The sequence below is a fragment of the Bacillus sp. CCNWLW194 genome, from assembly GCF_037120585.1.
Lineage (GTDB): Bacteria > Bacillota > Bacilli > Bacillales > Bacillaceae_G > Bacillus_A > Bacillus_A basilensis.
In genome coordinates, this window is record NZ_JBBBBL010000001.1 from 346,780 (window position 1) to 362,943 (window position 16,164).

The 16,164-nt window shown below is 35.7% G+C and carries 23 protein-coding genes; 16 read left to right on the forward strand and 7 right to left on the reverse strand.

Annotated elements, in window-relative coordinates; genetic code table 11:
- Nucleotides 1-48: 48 nt before the first annotated feature.
- The 3 genes from pdhC to V7S50_RS02000 all read left to right on the forward strand — a co-directional run bounded on the left by pdhC (nt 49) and on the right by V7S50_RS02000 (nt 3,220).
- Nucleotides 49-1,338, forward strand: a complete 1,290-nt coding sequence (pdhC, locus tag V7S50_RS01990) for a pyruvate dehydrogenase complex dihydrolipoyllysine-residue acetyltransferase (RefSeq protein ID WP_242252069.1) — start codon at nt 49-51, stop codon at nt 1,336-1,338.
- A gap of 5 nt (nt 1,339-1,343) precedes the next feature.
- Nucleotides 1,344-2,756 carry a dihydrolipoyl dehydrogenase gene (lpdA, locus tag V7S50_RS01995; RefSeq protein ID WP_063223149.1) on the forward strand — a complete coding sequence of 471 codons (1,413 nt, stop codon included), beginning with the start codon at nt 1,344-1,346 and terminating at the stop codon, nt 2,754-2,756.
- A gap of 236 nt (nt 2,757-2,992) precedes the next feature.
- Nucleotides 2,993-3,220 (forward strand): hypothetical protein, encoded by a 228-nt coding sequence (locus tag V7S50_RS02000; protein ID WP_063223150.1) that lies wholly within the window; start codon nt 2,993-2,995, stop codon nt 3,218-3,220.
- Nucleotide 3,221: 1 nt separating this feature from the next.
- On the opposite strand, the gene V7S50_RS02005 is transcribed toward V7S50_RS02000, so the two are convergent.
- Nucleotides 3,222-3,614, reverse strand: a complete 393-nt coding sequence (locus tag V7S50_RS02005) for a DUF1885 family protein (protein ID WP_097950712.1) — start codon at nt 3,612-3,614, stop codon at nt 3,222-3,224.
- A gap of 127 nt (nt 3,615-3,741) precedes the next feature.
- Here V7S50_RS02005 and V7S50_RS02010 point away from each other — a divergent pair, with 127 nt between their 5' ends.
- The 4 genes from V7S50_RS02010 to V7S50_RS02025 all read left to right on the forward strand — a co-directional run bounded on the left by V7S50_RS02010 (nt 3,742) and on the right by V7S50_RS02025 (nt 4,723).
- Entirely contained in the window at nt 3,742-4,038 is a 297-nt protein-coding gene (locus tag V7S50_RS02010; RefSeq protein WP_060632076.1) for a DUF3055 domain-containing protein, read from the forward strand.
- 194 nt (nt 4,039-4,232) lie between these two features.
- On the forward strand, nt 4,233-4,361 hold the full coding sequence (locus V7S50_RS02015) for a GapA-binding peptide SR1P (protein WP_060632075.1): 129 nt from the start codon (nt 4,233-4,235) through the stop codon (nt 4,359-4,361).
- A 59-nt stretch (nt 4,362-4,420) separates the two neighbouring features.
- Nucleotides 4,421-4,549: a GapA-binding peptide SR1P gene (locus tag V7S50_RS02020; RefSeq protein WP_060632074.1), complete on the forward strand. Its 129-nt coding sequence runs from the start codon at nt 4,421-4,423 to the stop codon at nt 4,547-4,549.
- 45 nt (nt 4,550-4,594) lie between these two features.
- A complete protein-coding gene (locus tag V7S50_RS02025) occupies nt 4,595-4,723 on the forward strand; it encodes a GapA-binding peptide SR1P (protein WP_063223152.1) in 129 nt (42 codons plus the stop codon).
- A 39-nt stretch (nt 4,724-4,762) separates the two neighbouring features.
- Here the strand turns inward: V7S50_RS02025 and V7S50_RS02030 are convergent, their stop codons facing one another.
- Nucleotides 4,763-5,593 (reverse strand): protein-glutamine gamma-glutamyltransferase, encoded by an 831-nt coding sequence (locus V7S50_RS02030; RefSeq protein WP_242252066.1) that lies wholly within the window; start codon nt 5,591-5,593, stop codon nt 4,763-4,765.
- 75 nt (nt 5,594-5,668) lie between these two features.
- Nucleotides 5,669-7,141, reverse strand: a complete 1,473-nt coding sequence (gene speA, locus V7S50_RS02035; RefSeq protein WP_242252064.1) for an arginine decarboxylase — start codon at nt 7,139-7,141, stop codon at nt 5,669-5,671.
- Between the two features lie 365 nt (nt 7,142-7,506).
- Between speA and V7S50_RS02040 the strand changes: the two genes are divergently transcribed.
- Nucleotides 7,507-7,776, forward strand: coding sequence for a UPF0223 family protein (locus V7S50_RS02040; RefSeq protein ID WP_063223155.1), 270 nt, complete (start codon nt 7,507-7,509; stop codon nt 7,774-7,776).
- An 80-nt stretch (nt 7,777-7,856) separates the two neighbouring features.
- Here V7S50_RS02040 and V7S50_RS02045 read toward each other — a convergent pair whose 3' ends face one another.
- Nucleotides 7,857-8,483 carry a YktB family protein gene (locus V7S50_RS02045; RefSeq protein WP_063223156.1) on the reverse strand — a complete coding sequence of 209 codons (627 nt, stop codon included), beginning with the start codon at nt 8,481-8,483 and terminating at the stop codon, nt 7,857-7,859.
- A gap of 206 nt (nt 8,484-8,689) precedes the next feature.
- On the opposite strand from V7S50_RS02045, the gene V7S50_RS02050 reads away from it, so the two are divergent.
- Both V7S50_RS02050 and V7S50_RS02055 read left to right on the forward strand, forming a co-directional pair.
- Entirely contained in the window at nt 8,690-8,878 is a 189-nt protein-coding gene (locus V7S50_RS02050; protein WP_001250168.1) for a hypothetical protein, read from the forward strand.
- Between the two features lie 88 nt (nt 8,879-8,966).
- Entirely contained in the window at nt 8,967-9,758 is a 792-nt protein-coding gene (locus V7S50_RS02055; protein ID WP_242252062.1) for an inositol monophosphatase family protein, read from the forward strand.
- A 44-nt stretch (nt 9,759-9,802) separates the two neighbouring features.
- Here V7S50_RS02055 and V7S50_RS02060 read toward each other — a convergent pair whose 3' ends face one another.
- Nucleotides 9,803-9,982, reverse strand: a complete 180-nt coding sequence (locus V7S50_RS02060) for a DUF5325 family protein (protein ID WP_000400129.1) — start codon at nt 9,980-9,982, stop codon at nt 9,803-9,805.
- A 140-nt stretch (nt 9,983-10,122) separates the two neighbouring features.
- Here V7S50_RS02060 and typA point away from each other — a divergent pair, with 140 nt between their 5' ends.
- The 3 genes from typA (at nt 10,123) to V7S50_RS02075 (ending at nt 12,711) form a co-directional block, all read left to right on the forward strand.
- Complete coding sequence (gene typA, locus V7S50_RS02065; RefSeq protein WP_063223158.1) at nt 10,123-11,967, forward strand: translational GTPase TypA; 1,845 nt, start codon at nt 10,123-10,125, stop codon at nt 11,965-11,967.
- Between the two features lie 151 nt (nt 11,968-12,118).
- Entirely contained in the window at nt 12,119-12,421 is a 303-nt protein-coding gene (locus V7S50_RS02070) for a YlaH-like family protein (protein WP_063223159.1), read from the forward strand.
- A gap of 14 nt (nt 12,422-12,435) precedes the next feature.
- On the forward strand, nt 12,436-12,711 hold the full coding sequence (locus tag V7S50_RS02075; protein ID WP_063223160.1) for a hypothetical protein: 276 nt from the start codon (nt 12,436-12,438) through the stop codon (nt 12,709-12,711).
- A 35-nt stretch (nt 12,712-12,746) separates the two neighbouring features.
- Here the strand turns inward: V7S50_RS02075 and V7S50_RS02080 are convergent, their stop codons facing one another.
- On the reverse strand, nt 12,747-12,947 hold the full coding sequence (locus V7S50_RS02080) for a YlaI family protein (RefSeq protein ID WP_060632065.1): 201 nt from the start codon (nt 12,945-12,947) through the stop codon (nt 12,747-12,749).
- Nucleotides 12,948-13,092: 145 nt separating this feature from the next.
- On the opposite strand from V7S50_RS02080, the gene V7S50_RS02085 reads away from it, so the two are divergent.
- Together V7S50_RS02085 and V7S50_RS02090 are read left to right on the forward strand one after the other, a co-directional pair.
- Nucleotides 13,093-13,548, forward strand: a complete 456-nt coding sequence (locus V7S50_RS02085) for a pyridoxamine 5'-phosphate oxidase family protein (protein WP_063223161.1) — start codon at nt 13,093-13,095, stop codon at nt 13,546-13,548.
- A gap of 246 nt (nt 13,549-13,794) precedes the next feature.
- Nucleotides 13,795-15,123: a PhoH family protein gene (locus tag V7S50_RS02090; protein WP_336375961.1), complete on the forward strand. Its 1,329-nt coding sequence runs from the start codon at nt 13,795-13,797 to the stop codon at nt 15,121-15,123.
- Between the two features lie 47 nt (nt 15,124-15,170).
- On the opposite strand, the gene V7S50_RS02095 is transcribed toward V7S50_RS02090, so the two are convergent.
- Nucleotides 15,171-15,668: a peptidyl-prolyl cis-trans isomerase gene (locus V7S50_RS02095; RefSeq protein WP_242252060.1), complete on the reverse strand. Its 498-nt coding sequence runs from the start codon at nt 15,666-15,668 to the stop codon at nt 15,171-15,173.
- 150 nt (nt 15,669-15,818) lie between these two features.
- Here V7S50_RS02095 and V7S50_RS02100 point away from each other — a divergent pair, with 150 nt between their 5' ends.
- Complete coding sequence (locus tag V7S50_RS02100; protein ID WP_000135695.1) at nt 15,819-16,106, forward strand: YlaN family protein; 288 nt, start codon at nt 15,819-15,821, stop codon at nt 16,104-16,106.
- Nucleotides 16,107-16,164 lie beyond the last annotated feature (58 nt).

Consider the following 16,164-nt stretch of genomic DNA (forward strand, 5'->3'; position numbering starts at 1 on the left):
TTTTGTACATATTCCATAATAATGAAATGAATCAGGGGGCTGAATTCCGTGGCATTTGAATTTAAACTACCAGATATCGGTGAAGGTATCCACGAAGGTGAAATCGTAAAATGGTTTATTAAACCAGGCGATGAAGTAAACGAAGACGATGTACTTCTTGAAGTACAAAATGATAAAGCAGTAGTAGAAATCCCTTCTCCTGTTAAAGGTAAAGTACTTGAAGTACTTGTAGAAGAAGGAACAGTAGCAATTGTAGGAGATACATTAATTAAATTTGATGCTCCTGGATACGAAAACCTTAAATTTAAAGGTGACGACCATGATGCAGCTCCAAAAGCTGAAGAAGCAGCAGTAGAAGCTCCAGCAGCGGAAGCTACTCCAGCAGTAACTGCAGAAGTAGTAAATGAGCGCGTAATCGCTATGCCATCTGTTCGTAAATATGCTCGTGAAAAAGGTGTAGACATTCATACAGTAGCTGGTTCTGGTAAGAACGGTCGTATCGTAAAAGCTGACATCGATGCATTTGCAAATGGTGGACAAGCAGTAGCAGCAACTGAGGCTCCAGCAGCAGTAGAAGCTACTCCAGCAGCAGCGAAAGAAGAAGCACCAAAAGCACAACCAATCCCAGCTGGTGAATATCCAGAAACTCGTGAGAAAATGAGTGGTATCCGTAAAGCAATTGCGAAAGCAATGGTTAACTCTAAACACACAGCTCCTCACGTAACATTAATGGATGAAGTAGATGTAACAGAACTTGTTGCTCACCGTAAGAAGTTCAAAGCTGTTGCAGCTGACAAAGGTATTAAATTAACTTACCTTCCATACGTTGTTAAAGCTTTAACATCTGCATTACGTGAATACCCAATGTTAAACACTTCTTTAGATGATGCTTCTCAAGAAGTAGTTCATAAACATTACTTCAACATCGGTATCGCAGCTGATACAGACAAAGGTCTATTAGTACCAGTTGTTAAAGATACAGATCGCAAGTCTATCTTCACAATTTCTAACGAGATCAATGATCTTGCTGGTAAAGCACGTGAAGGTCGTTTAGCTCCTGCTGAAATGAAAGGCGCTTCTTGCACAATTACAAACATTGGTTCTGCAGGTGGACAATGGTTCACTCCAGTTATCAACCACCCAGAAGTAGCAATCCTTGGTATCGGCCGTATTGCTGAGAAACCAGTTGTGAAAAACGGTGAGATCGTTGCAGCTCCAGTATTAGCATTATCTCTAAGCTTTGACCATCGTTTAATTGACGGCGCAACTGCTCAAAAAGCATTAAACCAAATTAAACGTCTATTGAATGACCCACAATTATTAGTAATGGAGGCGTAATAACAATGGTAGTAGGAGATTTCCCAATTGAATTAGATACAGTCGTTGTTGGTGCAGGTCCTGGTGGATACGTTGCGGCAATTCGTGCAGCACAATTAGGTCAAAAGGTAGCAATCATTGAAAAAGCTAACCTTGGTGGCGTATGCTTAAACGTTGGATGTATTCCTTCAAAAGCGTTAATCAATGCAGGTCATCGTTATGAGAATGCAATGCATTCTGATGACATGGGTATCACTGCAGAGAACGTAAAAGTTGACTTTACAAAAGTTCAAGAATGGAAAAACGGCGTAGTTAAGAAATTAACTGGCGGTGTTGAAGGCCTTCTTAAAGGTAACAAAGTTGAAATCATTCGCGGTGAAGCTTACTTCGTAGATGCTAACACATTACGCGTAATGACTGAAGATGCAGCTCAAACTTATACGTTTAAAAATGCTGTTCTTGCAACTGGTTCTACACCAATCGAAATTCCAGGATTCAAATACTCTAAACGTGTTATCAACTCTACAGGCGCTTTAAGCTTACCTGAAATTCCAAAAAAACTTGTTGTAATCGGCGGCGGTTACATCGGTATGGAATTAGGTACTGCATATGCTAACTTCGGTACAGAAGTTACTGTAGTAGAAGCTGGCGACGAAATCTTAGCTGGTTTCGAAAAAGCTATGAGCTCTGTTGTTAAACGTGCTCTTCAAAAGAAAGGTAACGTAAATATCCATACAAAAGCTATGGCTAAAGGCGTTGAAGAAACAGAAACTGGCGTAAAAGTTAGCTTCGAAGTTAAAGGTGAAATCCAAACTGTAGAAGCAGATTACGTATTAGTAACTGTAGGTCGTCGTCCAAACACTCAAGAAATCGGTCTTGAGCAAGTTGGAGTTAAAATGACTGACCGCGGCATCATCGAAATCGATGAGCAATGTCGTACAAACGTACCAAACATCTATGCAATCGGTGATATCGTTCCTGGACCACCATTAGCTCACAAAGCTTCTTACGAAGGTAAAGTAGCTGTCGAAGCAATTAGTGGCCATGCATCAGCAATCGATTACATCGGAATTCCTGCAGTATGCTTCACTGATCCAGAATTAGCATCTGTTGGTTACACTAAGAAACAAGCTGAAGAAGCAGGAATGACAGTATCTGTATCTAAGTTCCCATTCGCTGCAAACGGTCGTGCGTTATCATTAAACAGCACTGACGGTTTCTTACAACTTGTAACACGTAAAGAAGACGGTCTTCTTGTAGGTGCTCAAGTTGCAGGTGCAGGCGCTTCTGATATTATTTCTGAGATTGGTTTAGCTATCGAAGCTGGAATGACAGCAGAAGATATCGCTCAAACAATCCACGCTCACCCAACATTAGGTGAAATCACAATGGAAGCAGCTGAAGTTGCTCTTGGAATGCCAATTCACATTGTAAAATAATTTAAGTAATGAAAATAGCCCATCTCTTATTTAAAGAGATGGGCTATTTTTTATTTTAATAAAATGGCTTGCAAGGTCTTTATATGTACTTGTCGAATGAATATATAATACTTTAAATGAATCGTTAGAACATATATTAATCTAAAAGCTGTATATATGCTTTCGTATAATATGTAATTGATTCAAACTTAATCCCATATATTAATAAAATAGAGCATGTCAAAGGAGAAGGTTCCATGAGAATATTACATGTTATATTTTATCATTTTTTATTATGGAGTGGTTTTTCCGTTGTATTAACGTTATCGAATGGTGATAAGTTTCATTATAAAGTTATTCTTTTTTTCGTATTCCTTTACTTAGCATATGTGATAGCATGTTTTGTATTACACATAAGGAAGCAAGCTTTATTTCTTACATGTTCGAATTGTATACTCTTTTTAATAATATTTTCTATTTTTTAAATTAACGTTTATAGAAATACATTGTTCTTCCATTAAATAGTTGTAACTCTCCTTCTAATTTCTTCGCTAGAAAACGGCAAAATTCATTTGCTTTTCCTTTATCACCAAATGTTGCATTAGGTGGTAAAGAAATCTGAATAAAAGATTGTTCCTTTTCTATACCAACACCAACATAAATGGAGTCATATCGATCGTGAGTAGATTGTAGTTTTAATGTTGTTGCTGATGTATCTAAAATTTCATAAGGAAAAGCGGTATTTGTATAAGTGTAATTAATTTGAACACCAGTTTTGGAAGTAACTGTTTTATAATAATGAAAAAGTTGTTTTATATCATCTATTGAAACAGATTGTTGATTGGATTTAGGTACAAGCGTAATAAAGGCATGTTGCATATAAGTTCCCCCTAACTTAGTAGAATACTATTATTTTACATCCTACTGAATTTTTTGACAATTAAAAGGAGTATTCCTTTTTTTGTTTAATATACTAATGAAAGGTGATATGGAAAGGTGGAAACCAATGTTTGAAAAATTGTATGATGAGCATGAAAGTGTGAAGGTACGATTTTTGGGGTTTATGACACATGATACTCGTTATGATTTTGGTATTATTTATACAAATATGTTTTTTGGAAAGCCACTCATTGTTTGCATGCAAACAGGAAGATCTACTTTACTTGGACGAGATGATGTAGAGAATGTTCAATATTTGCAGGAAATTTTCAAATTAGGATCAGAAGGTGAAGCGGCGGAATTAGCTCAGTTTTTCTCATTCCTAGTTCCATCTACTTCTTTGCATGCGGAATATGAAGAATAATTAATGTAAAACAGTCGTACGTATAAATATGGCTGTTTTTTTATTTGAATATCGCATACTAATTAAAAAATAAAATATTTAATGTGTTATACTAAAAACCTATTGACGTAAAAAGTATAACATATTAAAATAAAGACAGAAAGTTAAGCGGTTACAAAAGTTTTTGGGATTATAAACTTAGGGGGAAATGAAAAATGGGAACGATCGTATGTCAAGAATGTGAAGGTACAATTGCGCACTTCGAGGATGAAAAAGTAACGGTACTTTACGGGAAATGTGGATCTTGCGGATGTGATCACACAGAGCATACAAAAGCCCAATAATGGATAGGAAATGGACAGCTAAAAGTTTTTAGGACCATAAACTTAGGGGGAAATGAAAAATGGGAACAATCGTATGCCAAGTATGTGAAGGAACAATCGGACATTTTGAGGATGAGAAAACGACAGTACTTTACGGAAAATGTGGAACAAATTGTGACTGTGCTAATAGAGATAATGCGAAAGCTTAATGATAAATAAGTAAATTACTATAAAAACTCAGGGGGAAATGAAAAATGGGAACAATCGTATGCCAAGTATGTGAAGGAACAATCGGACATTTTGAAGATGAAAAATCAACAGTGCTATACGGGAAATGCGGATCTCATTGCGACTGTACTCATAAAGAACATACAAAAGCTTAATAATAAGAAAAAAAGCGCCTACATGTGTAGGTGCTTTTTTTAATAAATTGTAGTCGTATGACCTATTGTTGCAACGATTGCATCATCTCTAATCGGAATAAATCCTATGGATGTCTGTGGAGTGCTAGGAGAGGTGTAGTGGCTCATGAGACGGCTATCAATACGGGTGATAGTATCGGTCAAGAAAGCCGAAATAAAAGCATAAGGGACTCGTCGTTCATTTAACGAGTATATAATTTCCTCTTTTGTTTTTACACCTACGCCATGTCCGTAAAAAAAGAAATTTCCTAAATAAATTGTATTTTCTCCTTGCCACTCAATTGTAGCTGGATTCACTTGTGGATTTTTAAAATAAACGAGATCACCTGGGACAAGATCGCCACCCATTTTTGTTATGAGCTTTAAATCTTGGTCGTAGTCCCACGTATAAAGTAAAAGATTTGCAAAGAGACGATTGAAAGTTTCTTCCTCATACAATGAGAGTAAAGCTTTGTAAAAAATAATGATCATAGCGGTGGCGCATTCAGTTCCATATAGTTTTCCGTTTTTGAAAATATCTTGTATGGCAATGGAAGGGGGTATGTTTGGAAGGAGCTCGAATCCTCCAAGGGACGTTCTTTTCCAATACTGAGGGTTGCAAAAGGATTGCTGAAATGTGCGAAACTGAAATCCACTTTGAAAAAGTTCTAATGCAGAAGTAATAATATTAACTCGTAAATTTAGGTCAAAGCTGAGTTCATCAGATGTTCGGAAGGAATAAATTTCTTGATTTCCTGCCATTATAGATAAAATTTGTTGTTTCTCAGCTGCAAATGGCTCATATTCATTTGTGATATAAGGATGTACAATAGAACGGCCTATTACAATCATAATAGTATCCCCACCTATACATTACATTACTCAATATCGTATGAGAAAAGGGAAAAAGGGTGAAAGAAAAGCCTATCAACTGATAGGCTTGTACTCTTTAATCACACGTAATGTTTGTAATGTCATATCTTCAGGACCTTGTACAGGTAAACCCGCTTCTAAGTTTTTACGAATATACTCTAAGTTATCTTGTGTAATAATTTCCCCCGGAGTAAAGATTGGAATCCCTGGCGGATAAACCATAACGAAATCAGCTATAATACGACCTGCTGCATTTTCAAATGGGATGACTTCTGTTTCTGAATAAAAAGCATCTCGAGGAGAAAGTGCTAGCACTGGTATTTCTGGAATTTCTACTTGTATTTGAACACCTTTATCAGCTTTATTTCTAAATGTTGCTGCTAAATCTTGTAATGCTGCAATAAGTGTATTTGTCTCACTTTCTGTATCCCCGAAAGTGACAAGACATAGTATGTTGTATAAATCTGAGAGTTCTACTTCAATGTTATATTGCTCTCTAAGCCATACTTCAGCCTGATGGCCTGTGATACCTAAATCTTTCACAGATACAATTATCTTTGTAGGATCATAGTTAAAAGTAGCATCCGTACCTAGCATTTCCTTACCAGGACAGTAAAGATGCTCAATAGCATTTATAGCATCACGAACTTGTTCCGCTAATTGTATTGTTTGTTCTATGAGTGCCGTTCCTTCTGTAGCAAGACGTTTTCTAGCAACATCTAGGGATGCTAACAAGATGTAAGAAGTTGATGTAGTCGTAAGCATGCTAATAATAGATTGAACATGTTTTACGTTTACAAGACCTTCTTTTACATTAAGAATAGAACTTTGAGTTAAAGATCCACCTAATTTATGAACACTTGTTGCTGCCATATCTGCACCGGCTTGCATCGCTGACATCGGTAGTTTATCGTGAAAGTGAATGTGAACACCATGTGCCTCATCAACTAGTACAGGGATATCGTAAGAATGTGCTAATTGTACAATCTGTTCTAAGTCTGCAGCAAAGCCAAAGTATGTTGGATTAATAACAAGTAAGCCTTTCGCATCTGAGTGCTCTTCAAGTGCCTTTTTGACAGATTGAATTGTGATTCCATGTGAAATACCAAGTTTTGGATCGATTTCAGGATGCATGAAAATAGGTTTTGCACCTGAGAAAATAATAGCTGACATTACTGATTTATGCACGTTTCGTGGCACTAGTATTTTGTCACCAGGACCGCAAACGCTCATCACCATTGTCATTATTGCGCCACTTGTACCTTGAATAGAAAAGAAAGTATGATCCGCACCAAATGCAGCGGCTGCTAAATCTTGTGCTTCTTTAATCATACCTTTTGGATGATGTAAATCATCGAGCGGCGCAATATTAATTAAATCAATTGCTAATGCATTATGCCCAATAAATTCGCGAAATTCAGGATCCATGCCCTGTCCTTTTTTATGACCTGGAATATGGAATTGAATTGGATTTCGCTTACTGTGCTCAACTAAAGCGGTAAACAATGGTGTTTCGTATTGGGACAATCTATACACCCCTTCTTTTTTTATATTTATTAGAGTTTGTTTTATATAATCTTGTTCTAAAAAAGTTAAGTTCTTTTTTAGAATGAGACTTGTTTTTCTGCCATTCACAAAAGCTTTTCTGAGATGGGAGCTTCACTTTATTTTCTATAAAACAAAAGCATTATATCACCAATAATTATAGATGTATAGCAAAAAATATTTTTACGGTGAGTATGTTAAATAGTTGTTCCCTACTAACTTCTAGAGGAAGACAATTCCATTAGAATGAATAAATAGTGTATAATGCAAAGTGGCTATAGTGAAGAAGAAAAAATCTCTTTAAAATAGCGTATTGAAATAAGAAGAAATGGTAAATGAGGTGCAAAATGGAATATCAATATCCGTTAGATTATGATTGGTCAAATGAGGAAATGGTTGCAATTGTGAAGTTTTATGAAGCGATTGAGAAAGCATATGAAAAAGGAATTATAAGAGAAGAGTTAATGGGATTATATCGTCGTTTTAAAGAGATTGTTCCATCGAAAGCAGAAGAAAAGAAAATTGATAAAGAGTTTCAAGAAGTAAGTGGGTATTCTATATACCGTGCGATTCAAAGGGCTAAAGAAATCGAAGAACAAAAGCTTGTGAAAATGTAAAAATATTTTGAAAAATAAAAACTGAAGTGATATAATGTGATAACAACTAAAAACGGACAATATAAATTGTCCGTTTTCTACTATCGATTACAAAGTGCATATAAAGGAAGGAGTGATTGCATCGTAGATTCAATCTTAGCAAGGAATTGTTCGTTGGTCATTGCTGAAAACTCCTCTGGTGATATATGAATACCAACTAATAATTCTGCTTTTTTCACAGTAGCTAGACGCTCAACCATCTTTTGTAAGTCTTCTGTTTCAAGTGTTTTATGTAATTTTACACTTGGTTTAGTATGGTCAATGGACCAAACGAAGTCATTTGGAATATTTGTTTTTAAATCATTTAAATGTTCTAAGAAGGCGTGAGCCGTCTCCACTTTTTGTGGACACTCATAGATTAAACCAAAGTATATGAAGGCATGAGTACCCCATAGTCCAATTTGGAAATGTGGTAGCATTTTATATCCGCGTTTATTTGTTGAAAAAGCAACCCAAGTATCGTTTGGTGGATTGACTTTGCGACGTGCATGTTTTGCTACATGATAAAAAAAGTTCTCATCAGTTTGTTTGGATAAATACGTTGCAAACTGTTCCCCTAAAGCTTCTAGCTTAGGATGAATGTTCGTTTTAATTGCACTCATTCGTTCTTCGAGACCATCAACTGTAAAGACCTCAAAATCAGTTGATTTGAATGTTTCTAGTGTCATGATTGTTCCTCCAACTCCTATTTTGCTTTTATTTTAGCATAGCTTGTACTATTCATAAAAAGAACAGCACAAAAAAATTTAAATAAAAAAATATAATTTTGTTGCATAGATGATTTCTCCAACATAGTATAGTATAAAACAAAAAATCAGAAAATTAAATTAATTCTAGTCCGAGGGCAGACGAATATTGGGAGGAGGCAAATAATATGAGACAGGTGATTAATGCGTTAAAGAGAACAGATGCTGAAAAGAGAATACCGGTGCTACGTTTGGAGCTAGATTATGAATTAGCGACTTTATACGATGCGATGATGGAAAATGATAAACAGAAAAAAGAAGAGTGTGTACAAAAGTTAGAAGTGTTAAGACTTGAAATGATTCGTTTAGAAGCGTAATAATAGTATATGTATAAAAAATTAGTTGGTGCGAACCTTATAAAGGGTTCGTTTTTTCTGTGAACAGTATAGATCGGAGTGTTTAAACATGCAAGAAGTATGGAAAGACATCGATGCACACGCCAAGCAGTGGATTCGAGATGCGGGAGAGCGTTTAATGGCATCAATGAAAAAAGCACTTATTATAGAAACGAAATCCAATGCAGCTGATTTAGTAACAAATATGGATCGAGAAATAGAACAGTTTTTAATTGGGAAAATTAAAGAAACATTCCCGAATCATAGTATTTTAGGGGAAGAAGGTTATGGAGATGAGGTAACTTCTTCTGATGGGGTTGTTTGGTTAATTGATCCAATTGATGGCACAATGAACTTTGTTCATCAAAAGAGAAATTTTGCAATTTCAATTGGAATTTATGAGAACGGTATCGGAAAGATTGGACTTATTTATGATCCAGTTCATGATGAATTATATCATGCGTTAAAGGGGACTGGAGCATTTTGTAATGAAGTACCAATAACTTTATTGGAAAAAGGGACTGTAGAGCAAGGTATTGTAGCTTTAAATGCGATATGGCTTACCGACAATCCATTGCTTAATATGGAAAGTATGATGGCACTTGTTAAGAAAGCAAGAGGCACGAGATCATATGGCTGTGCAGCGTTAGAGATGGTATACGTTGCAACAGGAAGAATAGATGCATATGTAACGCCGAGATTATCACCGTGGGATTTTGGCGGGGGACAGATAATTGTAGAGGAAGTTGGGGGCAAGGTGACAACATTTTCTGGAGCCCCGCTTTCTATCGTAGAGAAAAGCAGCGTATTAGTTGCAAAACCAGGGGTGTATGAAGAGGTGTTACGATTTATATCTAAGTAACAAAAAAAGTAAGAGGCTGTATACACGCTTCTTACTTTTTGACGTTATTGCGATTTACGCATTTTTCTTTTTGTTACAAAACCGTATCCAACTGTAACAAATGTGCCGATAATGCAAATAATAATACCGATGGGACTATTTTCAGCAACCATAATGCCGATACCGATTAAGAAAATAACACCGATAATTGCAGTTAATAAAAAGCGATATTGAATGTGTTCCATTTCTTCACCCTCCAATCTCATTTTACTTTCACAAAAGTAAGAATACAACTATATTTTCATTCTTGATTTTATTTTAATTGCTATTGTATCCCCTTCGCTCTTATAATAGAGAAGGATTAAAAAGACATTAGGAGTTGGACATGTTGAAAAAACGACAAGATTTACGTAATATAGCAATTATTGCCCACGTTGACCATGGTAAAACAACACTTGTTGACCAGTTATTACGTCAAGCGGGGACTTTCCGTGCGAACGAACATATTGAAGAACGCGCAATGGACTCAAACGATCTAGAAAGAGAACGTGGTATTACAATTTTAGCGAAGAATACTGCGATTCACTATGAAGATAAACGAATTAACATTTTAGATACACCTGGTCACGCTGACTTCGGTGGAGAAGTAGAACGTATCATGAAAATGGTTGATGGTGTTCTACTTGTTGTTGATGCATATGAAGGCTGTATGCCACAAACACGATTTGTTTTAAAGAAAGCTCTTGAGCAAAACTTAACTCCAATCGTTGTTGTAAACAAAATTGACCGTGACTTCGCTCGCCCTGATGAAGTAGTTGATGAAGTAGTTGACTTATTCATCGAACTTGGTGCAAACGAAGATCAATTAGAGTTCCCAGTTGTATTTGCATCAGCAATGAACGGAACAGCAAGCTTAGATTCAAATCCAGCAAATCAAGAAGAGAATATGAAATCATTGTTTGACACAATTATTGAACATATTCCAGCACCAGTTGATAACAGCGAAGAGCCACTTCAATTCCAAGTAGCACTTCTTGATTACAATGATTATGTTGGTCGTATCGGGGTTGGCCGCGTATTCCGTGGTACAATGAAAGTAGGACAACAAGTTGCATTAATGAAAGTTGACGGAAGTGTAAAACAATTCCGCGTAACGAAATTATTTGGTTACATTGGATTAAAACGTCAAGAAATTGAAGAAGCAAAAGCTGGAGATTTAGTAGCTGTTTCAGGTATGGAAGACATTAACGTAGGTGAAACGGTATGTCCGGTTGAGCATGAAGAGGCTTTACCATTATTACGTATTGATGAGCCAACACTACAAATGACATTCCTTGTAAATAACAGCCCATTTGCAGGTCGTGAAGGTAAATTCATTACATCTCGTAAAATTGAAGAGCGCCTTCGTTCACAGTTAGAAACAGATGTAAGTTTACGTGTAGATAATACAGATTCTCCTGATGCATGGATCGTATCTGGACGTGGGGAACTACATTTATCTATCTTAATTGAAAACATGCGTCGTGAAGGTTATGAGTTACAAGTATCTAAACCAGAAGTAATCATTAAAGAAGTTGATGGCGTAAGATGTGAGCCTGTAGAGCGCGTACAAATCGATGTACCTGAAGAATACACTGGTTCTATTATGGAATCTATGGGTGCACGTAAAGGTGAAATGTTAGATATGGTGAATAACGGAAACGGTCAAGTTCGCCTTACTTTCATGGTTCCAGCACGTGGTTTAATTGGTTACACAACAGAATTCTTAACATTAACTCGTGGTTACGGTATTTTAAACCATACATTCGATTGCTACCAACCAGTACACGCTGGACAAGTTGGTGGACGTCGCCAAGGTGTTCTAGTTTCACTTGAAACAGGAAAAGCATCACAATACGGTATTATGCAAGTTGAAGACCGTGGTGTAATCTTCGTTGAACCAGGTACAGAAGTATATGCTGGTATGATCGTAGGAGAACACACTCGTGAGAACGACTTAACAGTTAACGTTGTGAAAATGAAACAACAAACTAACATTCGTTCTGCAACGAAAGATCAAACTTCAACAATGAAAAAACCACGCTTAATGACTTTAGAAGAGTCATTAGAGTACTTAAACGATGACGAGTTCTGTGAAGTAACTCCAGAATCAATTCGTTTACGTAAAAAGATTCTTGATAAGAGCGAGCGTGAAAGAGCTGCTAAGAAAAAGAAATCTGTAGAAGCGTAAAGAATAGAACAGCTACCTTAAATTAAGGTAGCTGTTTTTTGTATTTATTTTTAGAATATTTACTCTTTTTAGTGGACAGTATTTTTTTCGCGGGTTACTCTTGTATTAAGTACATAAAGAAATTTTGTTTTTATGAGAAGGGGGATAAATAGTGTTAGAAAGAATGTCATTTTTTGCGAAATTATGTAAAGTTGATGAAAACCCAGAACTAGGGATGTGGTTACTGTATGGCATCATTATTATATTAAGTGCACTTGTGTATAATTTAGGTTTTGCAAGAAAACTATCAATAATAAAAAATATAGTGATATATATATCGTTAGCGATAGGATGTACAGTGTTAACTTTCTTTGCAGTTTTTTTACCTGTTGGGGAGGGGCTTGTTGTAGCGGCAATTGTACTTGGGATTTATAGGTTGCGTTTACATCAAGCAAGACAACAAAAAGCAGGATGAGGAGGCAAAATTTTATGCGTTCAGTACAAGATGCATTATATAATTGGTTAACAATTAAAACAGTTGCAGAAGCACGTCCGGATGATAGTGCTGCAAAAGAAACGTATTTGTTATTTCAAAATATGATATATGAAGAACACAAATTGAGGAATGTGGAAGTTAAAAAGAACGAGGAAATGTATTTGATTACATATGAAATGAATGGAGAAAGAAAATCTGCAAGGTTTCCGTTAGAAGCTATTGATTGTTTCTTGGATCAGATGAATCGTGAGCCTGAAAAATATAAATAAGTCCTTATCTATATGATTAAGGACTTATTTATATTTTACCAATCGTCTTCGACTTTTTTATCACGGTATAATCGGAAACTACCACTTGCATGACGTTCCATCGTACGTTCTGCAATTCGTTCCGAACATTCCATGCACATATATGTATGAATAGGGCGATTACGCAGTTTTTTTGCCATAGGATTTTCATCATCTAACATATCTTTTTTATCACAAATCATACATTTGACTCTCATGTCGTCACCTCAATACGAATTCTATCAGTATAAGTATATCATGGAAGTGTAATATTTTTGAATAATAGCGGGAAAAAATAATATTTTCGCAATTCGAAAAATAAGTTATGATAAGGATATATTAAGTATATTTGGAGGTGGAAATATGGCGAATGTAGTAGAGCCTACATTAACAGATGATTTAGTACAATCGTTACGTAAAGAGTGTATTGTTATGGTAGCAACAACAGATTTTGAAAAACAAGTTCCTAACGTAAGTGCTATTTCTTGGGTGTATGCAGTGAGTAAAACTAGTATTCGATTTGCAGTAGATCAACGTTCACGTATTGTGGAAAATATGCGGCATAGTACAGGGGTGGTATTGACTATAATGGCGAATGATTCCGTATTTTCCATAAGTGGTGCAGGTGAAATTTTGACTGATAGAATGGAAGGCATTCCTCTAAAATTAACTGTAATAGAAGTAAATGTACAAGAAGTACGTGATGTTATGTTTTATGGTGCAAAACTTGCAACTGAACCAACATATGAAAAAACATATGATCTTCGGGCAGCAAAAAAGCTCGATAACCAAGTGTTAGTAGGAATGAAAGAATTATAAATGTGATAAATAAGAAAGCCAGTTAGTAACTTTTGTAATTAGTTATTGTGATTTTATGTTAATAATTATAATTAAAAGTAATATATTGAATAGAAATGAATAAAAAATAAATAAAAGGTTTAATGGCTATAATTTTCGATTCTACCTCGTTTATACGGTACATATAATTATAACAATGGTTCGTCCATATTTTTTGGATGAAACCCTTGTTCTACAAATTTAAAAGTGGAGTCAGGGGGTAACAGGTTGGATAAAATTTATGTGTTAGATACGAATGTACTTTTGCAGGATCCTTTATCTATTTTTTCATTTGAAACCAATGAAGTAGTGATTCCAGCAGTTGTATTAGAAGAGGTTGATTCGAAAAAACGTTATATGGATGAAGTAGGACGAAACGCTCGTTATGTATCTAAGTTAATAGACAAATTTCGTGAAATAGGAAAGCTGCATGAAAGTATTCCGCTAGAAAACGGCGGTACATTTCGTATTGAATTAAATCATCGTTCATTTGTTCAACTACAAGATATTTTTGTAGAAAAAACAAATGATAATCGAATTTTAGCTGTAGCAAAAAATTTATCTTTAGAAGAACAAGAAAAAGAGGACGGGAAGTCTGTTATTTTAGTAAGTAAAGACGTGCTCGTAAGGGTAAAAGCTGATGCAATTGGTTTGAAGGCGGAAGATTATTTAAGTGATCGTGTAATTGAAATAGATAATATATATTCAGGATTTTTAGAAGGGTATATATCAAAAGAGCAATTGGATTATTTTTATGAAAAAGGTGAATTGCCTTTATCTGAAATTGCAAATCATCCTTTTTATCCAAATCAGTTTGTAGTAATGAAAGATGCATTAGGCGGATCTAGTTCAGCACTTGGCATTGTGGATCACTTAGGTAAGAAGGTAAAGAAACTTATTTTTCACAATGAACAAGTATGGGGGATACGACCACGAAATGTGCAGCAAATTATGGGATTAGAATTATTACTTCGTGAAGATATTCCGCTAGTAACATTAACAGGGAAAGCAGGTACAGGAAAAACATTACTAGCGTTAGCTTCAGGGCTTATGCAAACGGAAGATTTAGGACTATACAAAAAACTACTCGTTGCAAGGCCAATTGTTCCAGTCGGAAAAGATATCGGTTATTTACCAGGAGAAAAAGAAGAAAAGTTAAGACCGTGGATGCAACCGATTTTTGATAATCTAGAGTATTTATTTAATACGAAAAAGCCAGGAGAGTTAGATGCTATTTTAGCTGGAATGGGTTCGATTGAAGTAGAAGCTCTTACGTATATACGCGGAAGAAGTATTCCAGATCAGTTCATAATAATTGACGAAGCGCAAAATTTAACGAAGCATGAAGTGAAAACGATATTAACAAGGGTAGGAGAAAAAAGTAAGATCGTACTAATGGGAGACCCTCAGCAAATTGATCATCCGTATTTGGATGAATATAATAACGGTTTAACATATGTTGTAGAGAAGTTTAAAGAGCAACGTATTAGTGGTCATGTAAAGTTTGTTAAAGGGGAGCGATCTAATTTAGCTCAACTAGCTGCAGATTTATTATAAAAAGGAGTGAGCCGAGGCTCACTCCTTTTTTCTTTCAAGTATACACTTTAAATAATTGTAAATGTACGGATGTTACGGATTGGATTTTGTCTATTAGATCCATCATTGTAATATAAATGAACAGGTCCATCTTCTTTTAATGGTTTTCCTTCTTTTGAAAAACCAAGAATAGCATCTTTGACAGTTTCTAGTGGAAGCGTTATTGTATGATCTGCTGTTTCAATCTCGACTTGCGTAGCGTCATCTGAAATTTCGGCGTTAGCAAGAAAAGGATGGAATGGTATACCGAACGTTCCAGTAATTAACTGTTCTTTTTTATATTTCTTTACACTTTGTTGTATCGGCGGGAAGGCAGCACCATCACGGATTTCGCGATCCCAATGTTCTGAAGTGTTTTTTAAATAAGCTTCTAGTTCTGAAGTGTTTTCTCTCGTTTCATCAAAGTAAGTTGTCAAATCTACTTTTCGATCATCAAAGATCCAAACGGTTGGATCGATAGTGATTGGAAAACGAACTTTTCCATTGATAAATAAAATTTCGCTCATTGTTGTTCCCCCATTTGTGTTATACTCCCACTTTTCAGTATAATAGTATTAGACACTATTGTCACAAAAAATGTTTCTATTGCAATTTATTAAAACTATCGCTAATATTAATAGATAGGAGAGAGTAGGACGGAAACGGAGGGAATCAATTTGGCGTCTGAGACAGTATCAAATCATCAGGAAAAGGCACTAGCCCTTCTACAAGCGGATGCGGAGAAGATTTTAAGACTTATTAAGGTGCAAATGGACCATCTTACAATGCCGCAATGTCCATTATATGAAGAAGTGTTAGACACACAAATGTTTGGACTATCCCGCGAAGTCGATTTTGCAGTTCGCCTTGGTCTTATTGCAGAAGAACAAGGGAAAGCAATGTTAGGAGAGCTTGAACGTGAGTTATCTGCACTTCATGAAGCATTTACAAACAAACAACAATAACGGGTTCAAATAAGGGGGCTCAAACTGAAAAAGTTTGGGCTTTTTATTTGTATAATAA